Annotated in this window: 11 protein-coding genes; 8 read left to right on the top strand and 3 right to left on the bottom strand. The window is 47.1% G+C overall.

What is annotated here, in order from left to right; genetic code table 11:
* The first annotated feature begins 185 nt into the window (after window positions 1-185).
* Both AC4IFB_RS04430 and AC4IFB_RS04425 read left to right on the top strand, forming a co-directional pair.
* Window positions 186-635, top strand: a complete 450-nt coding sequence (locus AC4IFB_RS04430) for an Rsd/AlgQ family anti-sigma factor (protein ID WP_490778341.1) — start codon at window positions 186-188, stop codon at window positions 633-635.
* A gap of 677 nt (window positions 636-1312) precedes the next feature.
* Complete coding sequence (locus AC4IFB_RS04425) at window positions 1313-3745, top strand: nucleotidyl cyclase domain-containing protein (protein WP_490778340.1); 2433 nt, start codon at window positions 1313-1315, stop codon at window positions 3743-3745.
* On the opposite strand, the gene AC4IFB_RS04420 is transcribed toward AC4IFB_RS04425, so the two are convergent.
* Window positions 3734-5704: a transglycosylase SLT domain-containing protein gene (locus tag AC4IFB_RS04420; protein ID WP_490779484.1), complete on the bottom strand. Its 1971-nt coding sequence runs from the start codon at window positions 5702-5704 to the stop codon at window positions 3734-3736. The genes AC4IFB_RS04425 and AC4IFB_RS04420 overlap by 12 nt on opposite strands.
* Before the next feature lie 307 nt (window positions 5705-6011).
* On the bottom strand, window positions 6012-7268 hold the full coding sequence (glcF, locus tag AC4IFB_RS04415; protein ID WP_490779483.1) for a glycolate oxidase subunit GlcF: 1257 nt from the start codon (window positions 7266-7268) through the stop codon (window positions 6012-6014).
* Between the two features lie 141 nt (window positions 7269-7409).
* Between glcF and AC4IFB_RS04410 the strand changes: the two genes are divergently transcribed.
* Both AC4IFB_RS04410 and AC4IFB_RS04405 read left to right on the top strand, forming a co-directional pair.
* On the top strand, window positions 7410-7856 hold the full coding sequence (locus AC4IFB_RS04410; RefSeq protein WP_490779482.1) for a PaaI family thioesterase: 447 nt from the start codon (window positions 7410-7412) through the stop codon (window positions 7854-7856).
* Between the two features lie 161 nt (window positions 7857-8017).
* On the top strand, window positions 8018-8452 hold the full coding sequence (locus AC4IFB_RS04405; protein ID WP_490778336.1) for a tetratricopeptide repeat protein: 435 nt from the start codon (window positions 8018-8020) through the stop codon (window positions 8450-8452).
* Window positions 8453-8502: 50 nt separating this feature from the next.
* Here the strand turns inward: AC4IFB_RS04405 and AC4IFB_RS04400 are convergent, their stop codons facing one another.
* A complete protein-coding gene (locus AC4IFB_RS04400; RefSeq protein ID WP_490779481.1) occupies window positions 8503-10338 on the bottom strand; it encodes a cyclic-di-GMP receptor FimW-related protein in 1836 nt (611 codons plus the stop codon).
* A gap of 669 nt (window positions 10339-11007) precedes the next feature.
* Between AC4IFB_RS04400 and AC4IFB_RS04395 the strand changes: the two genes are divergently transcribed.
* From AC4IFB_RS04395 to AC4IFB_RS04380, 4 genes are all read left to right on the top strand, one after another.
* On the top strand, window positions 11008-11130 hold the full coding sequence (locus AC4IFB_RS04395; protein WP_490779480.1) for a hypothetical protein: 123 nt from the start codon (window positions 11008-11010) through the stop codon (window positions 11128-11130).
* A complete protein-coding gene (locus AC4IFB_RS04390) occupies window positions 11127-11789 on the top strand; it encodes a glutathione S-transferase family protein (protein WP_490778333.1) in 663 nt (220 codons plus the stop codon). Before AC4IFB_RS04395 ends, AC4IFB_RS04390 begins: the two co-directional genes overlap by 4 nt.
* A gap of 148 nt (window positions 11790-11937) precedes the next feature.
* Window positions 11938-13389 (top strand): protein adenylyltransferase SelO, encoded by a 1452-nt coding sequence (locus AC4IFB_RS04385; protein WP_490779479.1) that lies wholly within the window; start codon window positions 11938-11940, stop codon window positions 13387-13389.
* Window positions 13390-13643: 254 nt separating this feature from the next.
* Window positions 13644-16238, top strand: a complete 2595-nt coding sequence (locus tag AC4IFB_RS04380) for an autotransporter domain-containing protein (protein WP_490779478.1) — start codon at window positions 13644-13646, stop codon at window positions 16236-16238.
* Window positions 16239-16601: the final 363 nt, after the last annotated feature.

Raw genomic sequence — 16601 nt, 5'->3', positions numbered from 1 at the left:
TATATCCCTAATAGATAAAAATGCGTGATATTATCGGCATTTGCTATACAATTGGCGACACAGACTAATGTGTGGTTCTGTATTCCTAATCCGCATTAGTCAACCGCTGCTGAAAGCATGGTTTTCAGTTTGTTGTGCAGCACGGATTAAATGAAAATATATAAGTACCGTTACGGAGGGTCTTGATGAGTTCTCAAGGGGGAGTAGTTGAAGAGCGTAGAACAGTCACTCGAGATTTGATTGACAAACTCTTGAAAGAGAGACAAGAGGTGTTGGTTCTGTTTTGTGAGGTCGCTGGTCTTGAGCCCTATCATCGCTCGAGTTCACTCGATCAGCAGTTGCAGACATTTTGTCAGGTTTTGATTGACTACACTGCTTTTGGCCATTTTGAGGTTTTTGGCTATGTGAGCAATGGAAATGAAAGACGTAGTGGTGTGCTAAAGGTCGCTGAGGATATATATCCTGAATTCGTCAAGGCAAGTGAAGTCGCAGTTAACTTCAATGATCGCTATGATCTATCTGACCATGAGCTTCAGTTGGATCATTTGGCTGAAGATCTGTCTCAACTGGGTGAAGAGTTAGCAGTAAGAATAGAACTGGAAGATCAACTGCTTGCAACAATGCTTGATCGCTAAATTTCATCTTACCTGCGTTATCGATTATTCGATGATGAGCGAAGATTTCATGCCAATCCAAAATGGGTGTCAGAATATGCATGGCGTGGCCTCTGCTTTATTGTTTCGTCCTAGCCGTTTATCTCACTCTTGATTTCAGCTCAAAAGTCAGTGTCACTGCCCTTAATCACCACTCGCGCTGTTTCTGAAAGTTACCGAATTTACGCTAAGAGCCAGAGAGATTTTTCACAAAATCATGTGGCGTTAATGGGGTCACCCAGTGTGTGAGCATAAATACCATTAATTGATGTGGCACACTATTCCCTTACGACAGATATCAGTGGTTAACTACGATCAGGTGTTGCTGGATTTGGCACTATGGTTCTCTTGATAAGGGGGCATGACTTGTTAGCAGGCCCTAAATCAATGACTGTTAGTGCTTTCGGGGTTTAGGGTGAGCGGTTTAATTGATCGATGTACAAAAAACAAACTTCGATCACATTTTTATTCGGATGTGAATGAATCTCACTTAGTAATGTTTAATTCTTGACTGCCATCATCTAGACTCAATTGGTGTAACTAGCTGAGTTTCATAAGAGTTTTAATTATGATGCGGTGTTTTGATTCAGCGGTTTCTTAGCTATCCTTATTTTGAAAGATTAGGATGAGTACTAGACAGGTCAGTGATAGAAAACGAAATGGGGAATAGAGCAATATTGGCAACTCAAACGGATGTCGGAGAGTTCCTGGCGCCGCTTCGTCGATGTCCATCTTGGCGGGTGAGCCTGGAGCAGTTTCAGATCGGGATTGATAATCGCCATATCGATGTGGCGATCAGTCATCAATTCCGTGCTTCCCTATTATCTGTGGTGGAGCGTATTGTTCAGGAGGACCTGGCTAAACATGGTTGGGCAAACTTAGCTCAACCCACTTCAGGCAGTGATATCGAGGCCTTTAAATCGAACTATCGTAGCATCGTGCAAGGTGCCCTTGAGCAGATACACGCTAACGCGGCAGTTAAAGAGCTTCTGCAAATGCTGCATTTGGTTCTACTGAAGCTAATGCTTAATGCACCTATGGCCAGTTTAGCCAAGCTGCGCAGTAAGTTACAGCAGGATGCAGAGTCAACCACGGGTATGCATAGTGGTAAATCCATGGAGATGCATGAGCGTATTGTAGCCTTGGCACGCCTTGAGCCGGGAATTCGTTATCGCACCTTGTGCCGACTTTTTAAAATTGTACAGCGCCTGGAATCAAAAGAGTTGCGCAAGATGCGCAAATCTGTGGTGGGCAGCTCCTGGGTAGTCTCCAAACGAATTTTATTCAACCCCTTATTACACCTGCCTGACCTGACCAGTGAAGAGTATTTCATAAATCACTATCCACTAATCTGTGTGGATCGTGAGGGAGATAATATCTTCGATCTGACCAACCATTTTGTCACCGAGGTCTATGCTGAATTCCTTCCTGAGTGGGCCAAGCAGCGTGAAACTACTGAGAAAAATAGAGCATCAGCGAGCGAGACTACTCAGTTTCAGATAACTCAGCGTGAACTTCACAGTGGCTTTTCAGAGTTTCTTGAAGGACAGAGATTATTGGAGCGGAATCTTTCGGAGCAAGAGTTTAAAGAAATGTTTGTCAGCTGGCTGGACGATCCGAGAAATGTGGATCTACTTCTACAGAGGCCAGCTGATGCTAAAGGTGGTTGGTTTACTCGTAGCCAAGATAAGCAGCGAAAGAGTCTTTGGAAAAACCCTGAATATGACAAAATACAGCAGCGGTTGCAGACGAATCTGCTCAAACACTTTGATCGATCGGGGATTACCCATCGAGCAATCGCCGCATATCGTACACCCAGACTCTACCGGCAGTTAAGTGGTCAGGTTTCCAGTCGGGATATCTATCACTATCTGATAGATGTATTGCCAAAGAGAGCCCTGTCCAAGAAACTCGCAACAACTGAAGATAAGGGGGTTGCGGTAATCAAAGCACTTGATGTGGTACATGGCTATGTGCGCCGTATGCCTGCCGCCAAACAGCAAGGTTATGCGATTCGCTATCTCAAGGATTTTTTATCTTTTCGTCGTGATCTGAAGCTGGCTTACTATACCTACCAGCAGATGAATCGTTTGAAGATTTTACAGGATGGCGAAAGTATACAGCTATCACGGGATAACGGCAGTCTATATGAGTTTAGACTCAGTCAAGATACAGATGTACAAGAGAAAAAGATCAAGGCTCATGTGGTTCTGAAAGCGGATGTCAGAGGCTCTACTGAAATCACACGCCAGCTTGTGGAGAAGCGACTTAATCCAGCTACCCATTTCAGTATGAATTTTTTTGGACCGATCACCAAACTACTTGATCGTTTTGGCGCGAAGAAGGTGTTTGTCGAAGGTGATGCGCTTATTCTCACAGTTTTGGAAACAGGAGCTATGACGACTCAGGCGATGACCGTTGCCAACGCCTGTGGATTGGCGCGGAAAATTCTACTAGTCATGGAAGCTCAGAATAGTCAGAACAGAGCCCATAATCTACCAAAACTGGAGTTGGGGTTGGGGATCTCTTTTAGTGATGATTCACCAGCTTATCTATACGATGAGCAACGCAAAATCATGATCTCTCCAGCAATCAATGAGGCTGACAGGCTTTCATCATGCTCATCTGAGTTGCGTCATGATACAAGCTGGCGTAAGAGCCTGAGGCATCGTGTTGAGGTGTTTACTGATGACAGTGGAGATGAGTCAAAAGGGGCTCGTCGTTTGCGATTCAATGTGAATGGCATCGAGCTTGCTCAGCCTGCCTTTAAAAAACTCAAATCTGAAATGGTGCTGCATAAGCTGAAGGTGAGTAGCCACTCTGGTTACACAGATAATTACCATGTCGGTCGCTTTGTCGATCGGAGAGGTAGCGCGCACTGGCTTGTGATTAGAGAGGCCATCATAAAAACCTGGAAGAGAGATGACCAGACTCAACGTGTAGAGCAGTCAGAAGAGTGCTTCTACGAAGTTGTGACTGACCCTGAGTTGGTTGGCAAGGTGAAAAACAGGCTCAATGCCAAGCGTCCACAAGCTCAGGATGATTTTCAGGAGAGAGATGAATTACCACTCAGTCTGGAATCAGACACCTGAAAATGTATGCCTCGCCTCTATCGGCGCTAACCACTTTTTCGGTACAACCCTAGATGGGACGCCGAGGCGATAGTTGTAGATCACTGTATAGGAGAGTACCCGCTTCAGATACTCTCGGGTTTCGTGAAAGGGAATAGTCTCGATCCAGATATCAGTGGCCTGAGGTTGGTCGGGTAACCAGCTTTTCACCCGTGATGGCCCTGCATTATAGGCCGCTGTTGCCAAGACAGGGTTCTCCTGTAATTGTCGATAGATTTTATTCAGATAACCGGTTCCAAGTCTGATATTAACATCTGGCTGAAACAGGTCATCCAGATGTAGAGGTGAATGCTTTAGTTCCCTGGCAACCTGTTTGGCGGTTTTTGGCATCAATTGCATTAACCCTCTCGCCCCTGCTGAAGATTTGGCATCGCTGATGAATGCGCTCTCCTGACGAAGAATGGCATATACCCATGCCCGGTCTATACCGTGTCCCTGAGCCTGTCCGGTAATGGTTTTATGATGAGCCAGAGGGAAGCGTAATTCCAGGTCGTTCCACTGGCGTAGTTTTGCCAGGGTGATAATACTCTGTGAGGGCCAGTTCCAGAGTTGTGCAAGACGTGCTGCTGCCTTCAGTTCACCAGGTTTGGCCTTGTACAGAGCCAGATTCCATTCGCGACGTGCAGGCAACAGTCGGTTTAAAACATGCAGTTCGCGCGCCCTCTGTAACCCTGGTTTGAGAGCCACCTGATCTGTTAGTACTTGATCAGTTTGTAAAGCAATATGATCTAGTTTGGGCGGAATACCAAGTTGATTGGCAGCCATGAAGCCATAGTAACTGCGCTCTTGTGCGAGGTTCGATAGTATTGGTTTTGCCTCATCCACACGGTCGAGTTTTATCAAAGCCCGTGCTCGCCAGTATTGCCACTGACCCAACTGTTTTTTATCAGCGGGTAGAGTCTCTGTAACTTGCAGTACCCAGCCCCAATCCTTTACTTGCAGAGCAGTCTGTAGTTCCCTTTCTGAAAGCCCGCTGTCAAGTTTGAGATGCTCAGGCAATAATTTATTTAATAACTGACTCAGTTTTTTGTCGGGCTCTCTTGCTAATCCACCTGCGAGTGCGTAAACCGCCTTTTGTTGCTGCTTCTTGGAAAATATATCAAGAGCATGAAATTTTTCCCAAGCATTGAATGCTGCCTCTATGTCACGCCAGGCCAGCTTTCTGATCGCCTGAATTACCATTTCATCCACATAGGGATGGTCAATTTTTGCCAGCTGTTCAACCTTCTGAGGACGTTTGTAGAGTTTTAACCAAAGCGCAGCGATCTTCTGCTGATCTTGACTAAGATGGCGTTTCAGATAGCTGGCAAGTTTAATCTGGCGTTGTGACATGGCCAGGTTAATTCTCTGCCATACCAACTGTTCAGAAAGATGTCCGGCTGCTATCCAGCTTTTAAATACGGGATCACAGACCTTGGGGCGTGATCTGCCACTTAACCAAATTTCAGGGACTTTAGGATAGGCCTTTGCAGATTGGCCGGTTTTAATCATGGCATGCAGTCGCTGGCATTGTTGTCTGATGCTGCCGCCTTCTGATGAGAATTGCAGATAAGTTTTCCATAGTTTGTGTTTTGCCAGAAAACCGAGCCACTGACTCTCCAGTCGTTTTTGCAGTGGTGTGCCTTCAAGGCGTTTTAATCGATTACTGATACTTTGCACCGATTGCTGTTCGATGCTGGTCAGGGTCTCCTGGTAATCCAGATAAACCAAAAGTGGATAATCTGACAACTGCTCCCGTAACTGCTGATAAGCCAGAAAATCCTTATTTACAAGAGCCCTTTCAGCAGCCAGGAAATCCTTACGCTGGGATTCTAAGCGCTGTTCATCTGAGATGGTCTCAGTAGCCCCTCTACCGAGGGTGGCGAAGCTGAGTAAAAAGCCGATTAGCAGTGTTTTGGTAAAAACAGGCTTCAAGGTCATTTATGTCATCCACTGTTTGTTTAGATGAAGGAAGTTACCTCGCTTTCAGCAGCTTGGGTTTCCCATTGGTGCTTGCAACCTTGCTGTTGTAGTTATTATTAGGTTTTAAGGCGTAAAGCCTGTCAGGCAAACACTCATTCATACTACATGGTTGTACGCGAGTATAAGCAGAAATAGTAGCAGTTGGTAATGCTTAAATTGTAAAAACTTCCGCATTTATGGAAGTAATTAAGATCTTCGCGTCACAGGGGGGTTATCGGCCGAATTGAGATCGCCTTTAGTTGGTCAGTTTATACGTTACACCAAACTAGGTTTTCGATGATGATAGGGTTTTGATGCGATCAGGAGTTAACAATTCAATCCAATGCACGACCGGAATGTCGGTCGGTGTCATTTTGGCTATGTGGCTGAGACAACCGATATTGGCGGTGGCGATTAACTCAGGTTCCCCCTTCAGCAGGGCCTCAGTTTTGCGTGCTCCCAGTTGAGCTGAGAGTTGGGGCTGCAGGATTGAATAGGTGCCTGCTGAGCCACAGCAAAGATGAGGCTCTTCTACTGCCGTCAGGGTGTATCCGATGTTGCTCAGTAGCGACTCAACTACACCACTCAATTTTTGGCCATGTTGTAGTGTGCATGATGAATGAAATGCAATCCGGGGATGTCGTTCCATTTCACAAATCAATGGCTTAATGTCCTCCTGATTAATAACCTCAGCGATATCCTTGCAACGACTAACAAGCTCTCTCGCCTTGGCGGCATAGTCTGGGTCGTCAGCAAGCAGTTGATCATAGGTTTTGACCATCTGCGCACAACCGCTGGCAGTAATAATCAGTAGTTCAGCCTGCTGTTGCAGCAGTGGCAACCACAGGTCGATGTTTCGTCTGGCAGCTTGGCGTGAAGCCGTGTGGTCGTCAAGATGGTGTTCAACAGCGCCGCAGCAACCTGCCTGGGGTGTGCGAATCAGCGAAATGCCGAGACGATCCAAAACTTGCGCTGTCGCTAGGTTGATACCAGGTGCCAGTGAGGGTTGAACACAGCCATCCAGAATCAGCATCTTTCTGGGATGCTCTTGCGAGGGCCAGTCGTTTTCACTGAGCTGCTCTTTTTGTGGAATAGCTCGGCCAATGGCAGCGGGTAAAAATGGCTTGAAGATCCTCCCCAGACCTAGCAGAGAGGCGAACAGGCTGCGATTCGGAAGTGTCTTGCGTAATAGCCAGCGTAGAGACCTGTCTGTTAGCGTGCGGGATTGGTGATCATGCAGATGCTGACGGCCGATTTCAAGTAATCGGCCATAGTCAACACCGGAAGGGCAGGTTGTTTCACAGGCTCGACACAACAAACACCGATCCAGATGCTGTTGTACTGCCGCGGTTGGCGCTGCACCTTCAAGTAACTGTTTAACTTGATATATTCTGCCCCTAGGTCCGTCCAGCTCATTGCCGAGTAACTGATAGGTTGGACAGGTCGCAGTGCAAAATCCACAGTGTACACAGTTGCGCAGAATAGCTTCCGCTTCGCGGCCGCTTTCAGATGCTAGAATGTCGGAAGTTAGTTGAGTCTGCATAATTTAGAGTGTCTATTGTGAAGTCTATTCAAAGGAAAACCAAGATATTCCCTAAGAACCTGAAGGGAGTTGCCATGACTTGGGATGGTATAAGGTCAAAGCGTGAGGCTGAGTATGTCTGAAGCCCCCCAAGAGACAAGTGTGACGAATAGATTAGAGCTCTTTCCTCCATTTAAAAGTATGGGTGTTGAGCTGCTGGAGATAACTGATGATTGGAGCCTGGTACGATTGCTGCTGCCACTCAATCGGCACAATATGAACCCTGGGGGGAGTATGTTCGGAGGCAGTATTGCGGCACTTGCTGATCCGGTAGCCGCTTTAGCCTGCCACAATCGCTTTCCGGATTTTACGGTTTGGACTCGCACACTCAATGTTGATTTTCGCAAGCCTGGCATGAGTGATTTGGAGCTCCGCTTTAATTTTCCCGAAAAAACTGCTGCAGATGTTGTCTATCAACTGCAAAAGAGAGGGAGAGCTACGCCAGCTTTTGAATTTGGCATCTATGATGCGAGTAATGATTTGGCCGCATGGGTGGACAATACTGTAGCGATTCGACCCGGAAATGAAAGTAGTAACAAAATAGTGTGACTCTGTGGAGAGTATCTGCCTGGCATCACGCCATGGCGGCTTTAAAACAGTTTCTGTAACTATGCCAGGAAAGGTTTTAAACTATTTACCTGGCTGACGACCATTTAGTGTTTTTTTTAGGTTTAACAGGCCCCAGTAGAGTAATAAACTGAGAGAGTGATATGACAGATTCAAGCGGTGAAATGAATTTTGAGTTAAGTAGTGCAATAGCGGCTTTTGAAGGTAAGAATTTTTCACGCGCCGCCACTCTGCTCTCCCCCTTGGCTGAAGATGGAAGTGTCGAAGCCCAGTATCGAATGGCCATTATGTCTCAAGGTGGTCTGGGAATCTCAAAAAACGAGCTTATGGCATACAAATATATGAAGTCAGCCGCTGAGGCTGGCCATGGTATGGCACAACATGGGCTTGGATTTATGTACCTGGAAGGTGAGTGTGTAGAACAAAACCTGACAAAGGCGGTTGAATGGTTCAAGAAGGCTGCCGAACAGGGTTTGGCCGGTTCTCAAACTACACTGGCAATGTTATATGAAGAGGGGAGGGGAGTGGAAAAAGACCCTGAAGAGGCTAAACGCTGGTATAAGTTGGCCGGATTCTAATAGCCTCTTCGACAGCAGCTTTTAGACTCTTCTGAGTCGCGTTAGTATGATCAGATCAATGTGGACCAGAGACTCTCAAAATCTGAATCATCATCTAAATCGTCCTGATCGTCTTTGTTGATAGCAGAGGCATTCTCATCCAGATGAACAAATTGAAATTGAGAAATGGAACCACTCGACTCCAGTAGTCGGGTGAGTTTGATTTCCTGGGTATTTTCACCATCATTTATCAATAGTGTCTTGCCTACGCTAAATGGGTAAGAGGGGGAAATTAAACTGGTGGGTTGACCAGAAGTACCAACCTCGGGCAATAGCAGACACTTTTCCATCTGAGTCGATTTTTGATCTGTGATTTTTGCTGATACCGCCATCGCATTTGGCGCAATCATCTGTATGCCGACCAGCATTGAGTTCGATTCACCGCTGCGCATCCAGCGCACCATACCAACGCCGAACTGGGCTGCTGACATGGCCGATTGAACCCCAATCAACTCGCCGACCTGAATCTTGGGAATGTCACGTCCACGCCAATCCAGGCAGTAGCCGCCAGCACTCTCATTAATCGTGGTGAACAGACACGTGGCGCTATTCACTTGCTGATCTTTGTCGTCTTGCCAGATCTCAACCTTTGGTTCACTATTTATTTCGCCAATATCTGTGGTGTTGGGCCCAAACTCCTCAAAATTGCCTCGGCGTGGGTTGTATGAGGCGATATCCATAGGTTGCAGGGAAAACCTCGACTCAACATGCATCTCATTACCATGGGCAAATTGTGCATCAATCCAGGTAGCTTCATTCTCCTCTTCTTCCTCACTTAGAGAGGAGCTTGTATCGCCCAGGTTGATCAATTCATGGACAGAACGCAGGCCAACAGCAATACGAAGCTCAAAATTGAGTTTTGTGCGTACAAAGGCGCGTTTCTGGGCTTTTGACCAGAGCATGATGAGCTGCCGTACAACCACTTTGTCCAGGTCGCTGATACCCTGGAGGGATTGCTTGGCATCTTCTGATTCGGTGAAATGCTCTCGCATCAGCAGCAGAAGTTGAGAGGCCTCCAGAATTAGCAGGTATTTCGTTTCTGCGTCATGGGCTCTGCCCTCATGGCTGGGTGCCAGATCAGTATCCTGCCGAATGGTGATCGAGCTCTCTTCAGGTGCCTCATCAAAACCGTAGAGCGTGGTATAGCGGCTCCAGTTCACCAGAGTATCGAAGATCTTTAGATTCTCCTTCTGTCTCATCTTATAGGGAGAGGCGAGAGAGAAAAGCAGACAGCGTGTGTAATTCTGGTCAATTGTGGTCTGATTATTCGATGATTCCATCGGGTCACTGACTGAATTTGAACCTATATCATACCGCTTGGCCAGTCGGTGTAAGACATGCAACTCATGCCAGGTACGTTTGGGGTAAGGGTCATAGACAATTACCGAGAGCAGTATGACTTTAGCTAAATAGGTAATACAGCGGTGTATGGCCTGAGCGAGAAGTGCTCGGTCAATTCCTCCTTGCTGATTGGTCAGGAGGTCGACAATAACTGCCTTGTAGGCGGTCGCCATTCCACTGTGGAGTTCTCTGTTCAGATTAGCGATTTTGTGTGATTTTTCGCTAAGAGGAAAACGCGTGCCCAGATAGTGTTTATTGAGATTAGTGGCCACATAATCCAGTGGTTCACGGAAACCTTCAATGCTCAGCAGTCTCTGTTTTGCTGGAAGGGATGTTCGGTTGAAGGCGCGCAATGTTTGAAATATCTGGCGTGAAGTTTCACCAACATTGGCCATAGGCAACTCTTTGGCCCAGGCTGTGACTTTTTTGTCACTCAGGTAAAAAGGCTCTCCAGACGGGGATGACTGCTCTGGTATTCTTAAGCCGATTGGATTGGGTGTAGCCATATTTATTGCGCCGCCGAATTAACTGTTACTCTATATATAAGATTAGACTAGCCACATTTTCCAATTGATTCACTGATTTGGCGCAATCGCAAGGTTATGCGAGCCCTCAATCCAGTTGGACATCGGAATCTATCCAATACGCGTACACAGCAGTGATATGCACTGGTTTAACGTGTTGAGATCTCCGTGGGAGTGTGCCTGCGGGATGGTATCTGCGTATACCTTGGTCATCCATGAGCCAGAAATCCATTAATTCATCTTGTCAAAAAATACAGATTTTGTGAACGTTTGTAAATAACCTTGTATTTTTTGCGTAAAACACATTCCATATTGTGACTGCTTCCTTGGTGATTTGGTGTAACTAATTGATATCTATATAATTAATTGTGTAATAGGGTTCGATCTTTTACAAATATAAGCCCTGTATTTAAGGATTGCAACAGATCCTTAAATTCCCGAAATTAAACAGTGATCTTTATTCTGTCCCTTGTGTTGATCTCTTTAGCTTTAGCTGCTGATAATACTCATAGATACACCTCAGTGTTTACCCTTACCCAGAATGGAGTCTGGAGCGAGTCAGTCAGAGACCTCTTCTGCTGCAGAAAGTCATCGATTTGGTCGCCGGGCCAATAGTATGGTGTGATGGTCCAAGGAGTCTCTGAAAAGCTTATGGATCAACATCTTTCAGCCATAGTGGGCTGCTTCCGTGCCTTGATCAAGGGCACGCTTGAAGCCCTGAAGACGACCTATTCAGTTGCCGGGTTAATAACACTACAGGATTCAGGTAAATGAGTTTAAAAATAAAACTGGTAAGCTTTGCGTTGTGCCCGTTTGTTCAGCGGTCGGTTATCCTTCTACGCGAGAAGCAGGTCGTGTTTGAGTTGGAATATATCGATCTGGATCAGCCACCTGAGTGGTTTTTACGACTTTCACCCACTGGAAAAGTCCCGTTACTGCTGGTAGATGACGCTGTATTGTTCGAGTCATCTGTGATCCTGGACTTTCTTGATGAACGTTTTCCTCCAAGGTTTCACCCTGCCGATATTCTGAAACGGGCGCAGCACAAGTCATGGATTGAGTATGGCTCGACTCTGTTGATGGGCATGTATGGCATGGCAATGGCGACTGACCGTGAGACTTTCATTGAGAAAAAGGCTTCACTCGAGAGGGATATAGAGCGTTTGGCTGAACCACTAGAGTCTGGATTGTTTGGTGAAGAGGGTGTTTTTAGTCTGGTTGATGCAGCAATTGCACCGCTTTTTATGCGCCTCCACTACCACAAGGAATTTCACCAGGAAGGGGAGGTGCAGATGCCTGCTTCCGTATCACAATGGGCTGCAAGACTGCTCAACCGACCCTCAGTTCAAGCCTCGGTTGTTGATGATTTTGCAGATCGCTATGGAGCCTTTCTTGTTGAAAAAAAGAGCTGGTTGCTGATGCAGTCCGGGTAAGACGCTTTCGATTAATCATGGATCGATTGTGTGAAATGGCATGAAGGTTCGGATAAGGCGAAAAGGGCACATCATAGGCAGCTATTGCATCGCTATCCCATTTATCCTGTATGGATGTTGAGCGCTAACCCTATGTTAAATTTATACTATGGAATTCTCTAACAGCTATACAACGCTTGGCACTGCTTTTTTTAAAAGTGTTCCGCCAGAGCCGGTAAAAGATCCTAAACTTTTTCTATGGAACAGTCGGCTGGCTGAAGAGTTGCAGCTGGGTGAAACCGGGGAACTACCCTCTGAAGAGCTGATTGATGCACTATCCGGTAACACGCTTCTACCAGGTTCAGAACCAGTGGCACTTGCCTATGCAGGCCACCAATTCGGAAACTTTGTTCCTCAGCTGGGAGATGGCAGAGCGCATCTGCTAGGAGAGATAGTTGATCAGTCAGGTGAGCGGCGAGATGTTCAGCTCAAAGGTTCTGGTCCAACGCCATTTTCAAGAAGCGGTGATGGTCGTTATGCGTTAGGGCCTGCTATCCGAGAGTTCGTTATGGGTGAAGCCATACATGCACTGGGAATTCCTACAACCCGTAGTTTAGCTGTGACCACTACCGGTGAAATTGTTTTTCGTGAAACAGCTCAACAAGGTGCAGTGCTTACCCGTATTGCAGCGAGTCACCTGCGTGTTGGCAGCTTCGAATATTTTGCAGCCAGACAAAACCTCCAGGCCCTCGAGCAGCTGTGTGATTACGCAATCCTTCGTCACTATCCTGAACTACAGGAGCATGGCGAGGAGCGATTCCTATTACTCCTCGAGAAGGTCATGAAGCGCCAGATAGATCTTGTGGTTGAATGGATGCGGGTGGGATTTATTCATGGTGTTATGAATACTGATAACACAGCAATATCCGGTGAAACCATCGATTATGGTCCTTGCGCCATGATGGGCACTTATGACCCGAATACGGTTTTCAGCTCGATTGACAGACAGGGACGATATGCTTTTGCTAATCAACCCTCGATAGCACAGTGGAATATGGCGCGATTTGCTGAATCACTATTGCCGTTGATCGATAATGATGAAAAAAATGCAATCGATAAGGCTGGTGCTTGCCTGGAGACCTTTTCAGCGCTATTCAAGGATCGTTATCATCAGATGATGGCCAGAAAAATTGGCATCAGTCAGACCAGTTCCTCAGATCAACTACTGATATCCAGCCTCTTGGATAAGCTGAAAAGTGGGCGTCTCGATTACACCGACAGCTTTCATAGATTGACCCTTTCTTTCACTTCCCCGGTAGTGGAACGGGCGCTACAGGGTGAACTGACTGACTGGTATGACGATTGGCGTGCACGCCTGCAGCAACAGCCCGTAGATATCGATCCTGAAGTGGTTATGAAGGGGGCCAACCCGGTTGTCATCCCCAGAAATCGACATATGGAGCAGGTTATTCAATCCTGTACCCAGCAAGGTGACGCCAGCGCTGCTGAAGACTTTCTTGATGTCTTGCTTTCACCCTATCAGCTGACTGAAAAGACCCGCTCCTACCAGAAATCTTCAGCAGATGAGGATCTGGGCTATCGAACCTTTTGCGGTACCTGAATGTCTGCTACTGAAGTTTTGCTAACCCCAACTTGCATCCATTCAGATTCAGTATAGTGATTGTCACAATCAGCGCTATGCTGTAAAACTGCCTCTAAAAAGCCAATCAATATAAATAATAATTACTACTTTGATGGCTTGAGGAGTCTCTTGACTCATTTCATGAATTGATCATGTGCTCCTTGATCTGAATTTCCTGAGCACTATTACGACATGCATGCGGTAGTCCAAAATTACCTTAAGGCGGTTTCCTCATGAAAGAACAATCTCTCTATCCCTTTGAGAAAAAGCTACGTTTTTCTGTATTGACTGCTGCCCTGTTTACAGGGGCAACATTTATCATGCCTGGTGCAAAAGCCGCAACAGGTGTGCCTGACATCTACACCATTGATTCCAGTGACAGTTCTGAGACTATTGTGGTAACGGTCAATGATCGTCTGGAAATCGCTTCACAGGAAGCGATCAACGCCATCAGTATCGTATCGATCAGTAATCTCTCCGATCCGAATGCTGGTTCGGTGCAGATTGATCCGGACGATGCTTTTTCAATCAATGTTTTTCCCACTAACGGATATTCCGGCAGTGTTACCTTCACGTATCGGGTGCAGGATATTAGAGGCATCAGCAGTGAAACACCGGTAGTGCTGAATATTGTTTCAACTACTTCCACTCTGGAGGCGGTAAATGATCACTATATAACCGGTGGTAGTGCAATCAATCTATTCCCCTCAGAGAACGATATCCATCCAAGCAGCGGCTATAGTGTTGAAATCCTTACTCAACCAAATCAAGGGGCACTCTCTACAACAGATATCACCGGCCTCTATCTCTACACACCACCAGCAGATATCGATGGGACTACTTCAGTCAGTTTCGACTATCGCCTGGTGGGTGATAGCGGCGCAGTCAGCACAGCTGCGACCGTCTCGATTCAACTGGATGCTTCACTCGATCCAATAGCCAACGCTGGAATCGACGAGGCCCAGAGCAGCCTGGCCAGTGTTATGCAGGTGGCCTGTGATGCCAACTCGGCGGGCATTGTATCTCAGACAGATGAAGCCCTGGCGGCAACTTGTACCGCTTTGTCATCACTCAGTGGTTCAGAGCTTGATAGTGCATTGGAAATGGTGCTGCTGCGACAGGTTGGTGCCCAAGCCAGCTCAATGAAGGGGGTGGCTGCAAATCAGATCAAAAATGTTGGCGCCCGTCTTCAGGAGATTCGCTCGGGTGTGCCTGGTGTCAGTTTAGTCGGGCTGAGGGCTATCCTGAATGATAAACACCTCAACTTGGGGCAATTGCTAACTGACGTTCAGAGAGGCGGCAACGCCGGTGATTCTGAGGGACCGGCAAGACTGGGAGGTTTTATTACCGGTACCCTTAACATTGGCGAGGGGGAGTCTCGTAACAGAGAGAACAGATTCGATATTGACAACCAGGAGTTGCTGGCGGGGCTGGACTACCGCTTTAACAAGGATCTGGTTATGGGTAGTGCTTTGGGTTACACCACCTCTGAGACCAGAGAGGACGGTGGTGATACCGGGCTTGATGTTGATGGCTGGAATCTATCGCTCTACGGCAACTACTATCCCGCCCGTAACTGGTATGTGGACTGGTTACTGGGGTATGGAGAGTCCTCCATTGATACCAGCCGATCCATCGATATCGGTGCGGTTACCACCAAAGCGAAGGGGGATACCGATGCTGATCACCTGAGCGCGGTGATCGGCACGGGATACAGCTACGTTCATCAGGCTTGGACACTCGATACTTATACAAACCTTGAATATCGTTCAAGCACTGTGGATGCCTATCGGGAAAGAAACGATGCCGGCCTGGATATGAATATCTATAAGACCTCAACTGATGTGTTGAGCGGGCGTCTTGGTGTTCGTGCCAGTAATGCGATTAGCTTCAGCTTTGGTGTTCTGGTTCCACAATTCGAGCTAGAGCTGGTAAAAGACTTCAAAAACGAAGCGCCGGAAATCGAAGCTGAGTTCGCCTTGGTGCCGGAAGCCGGAACTTTCACACTCACCAATGAAGATCCTGACGACAGCTATGTTAATACCGGTATATCTGTTACCGGCGTATTCAAGAATGGGGTGACCGGATTTTTCCGCTACAGCACAATGCTGGCCAGGGACGATATTAATCTGGATACCTGGCAACTTGGTGCACGCATGGAGTTTGGTGGACCATCAGAAGATATACATCTGCTTCAAAGTCGTGAGAATCAAAGCGTAGCCGCAGGTCTGTTCATGGGAACAACCGGGGTCGGTCTGGCATTGACTGTGCCGGTGAGAAACGAAAGCCTGAATTTCCGTACCGTCATGGCGACCATGCCTTACGATACGGAAGAGAAGCTGGACGACATTGAATACGACATTGATCTGGACATGTTTTCCATTGGCGCACTGCTGGATTGGCACCCGATGGAGAACGGTTTCAGAGTGAGCGGTGGGCTCTTTTCACTGCAGCCTGATATCACAGCCACAGCGACGCCTACCGAGGCGGTGGAAATTGGTAACACCACCTTTTCACCTGACCAGGTGGGTACTCTGAAAGCTGAGGTGGATTACAGTCGTAATTTTGCACCCTACGTAGGTATAGGCTGGGGTAATGCGGTGAAACCCGGTTCGAAATTCAGTTTCAGTGTTGATTTCGGTATATTGTTTACCGATAACCCGACTGTGTCGATCGAAGCGGATAGTGCATTGGCAGACTCCAATCCGGTGTTAAAGGCGCAACTGGAATCAGAAATTGCCGTAGAAGAGAACCGGATCAACAGTGATGATCTGGATGATTTCAGGTACTGGCCGGTTGTTAACTTCGGGGTCTCCTATCACTTCTAGTGGGCCGCTCCATTCTAATAGCAGGTTCCTGATTTTTTAGGTTCAAGGATGAGAGTGTTATTTAGCGGCCGCTGACGATTGAATCAAGATCAACACTGATGCCCTGCTATTGGTGGGAATCGAATACCTTTTGGTGGGGCATGGCCCCACCCTACCGCTAGATGACACTTCAGGTTATTGGATCTCTTTGAGGGCAATGGTGGGGCATGGCCCCACCCTACGGTTTTGTTTTACCGTGGAGTGATATGTCAATTGTTTTCACTACTATCCCAAGGGCTTCCTCTGCTTCAAGAGGATGAAATAGACAAACTTTATGATCAAGGTAGGGTGGGGCCATGCCCCACCAAATAGCGATAGAGGCTC

It is taken from the genome of Candidatus Thiodiazotropha sp. AKIB8, from assembly GCF_058244675.1.
The sequence above is the reverse complement of the archived record's forward strand: the minus strand, read 5'-3'. Positions and strand labels throughout refer to the sequence as shown.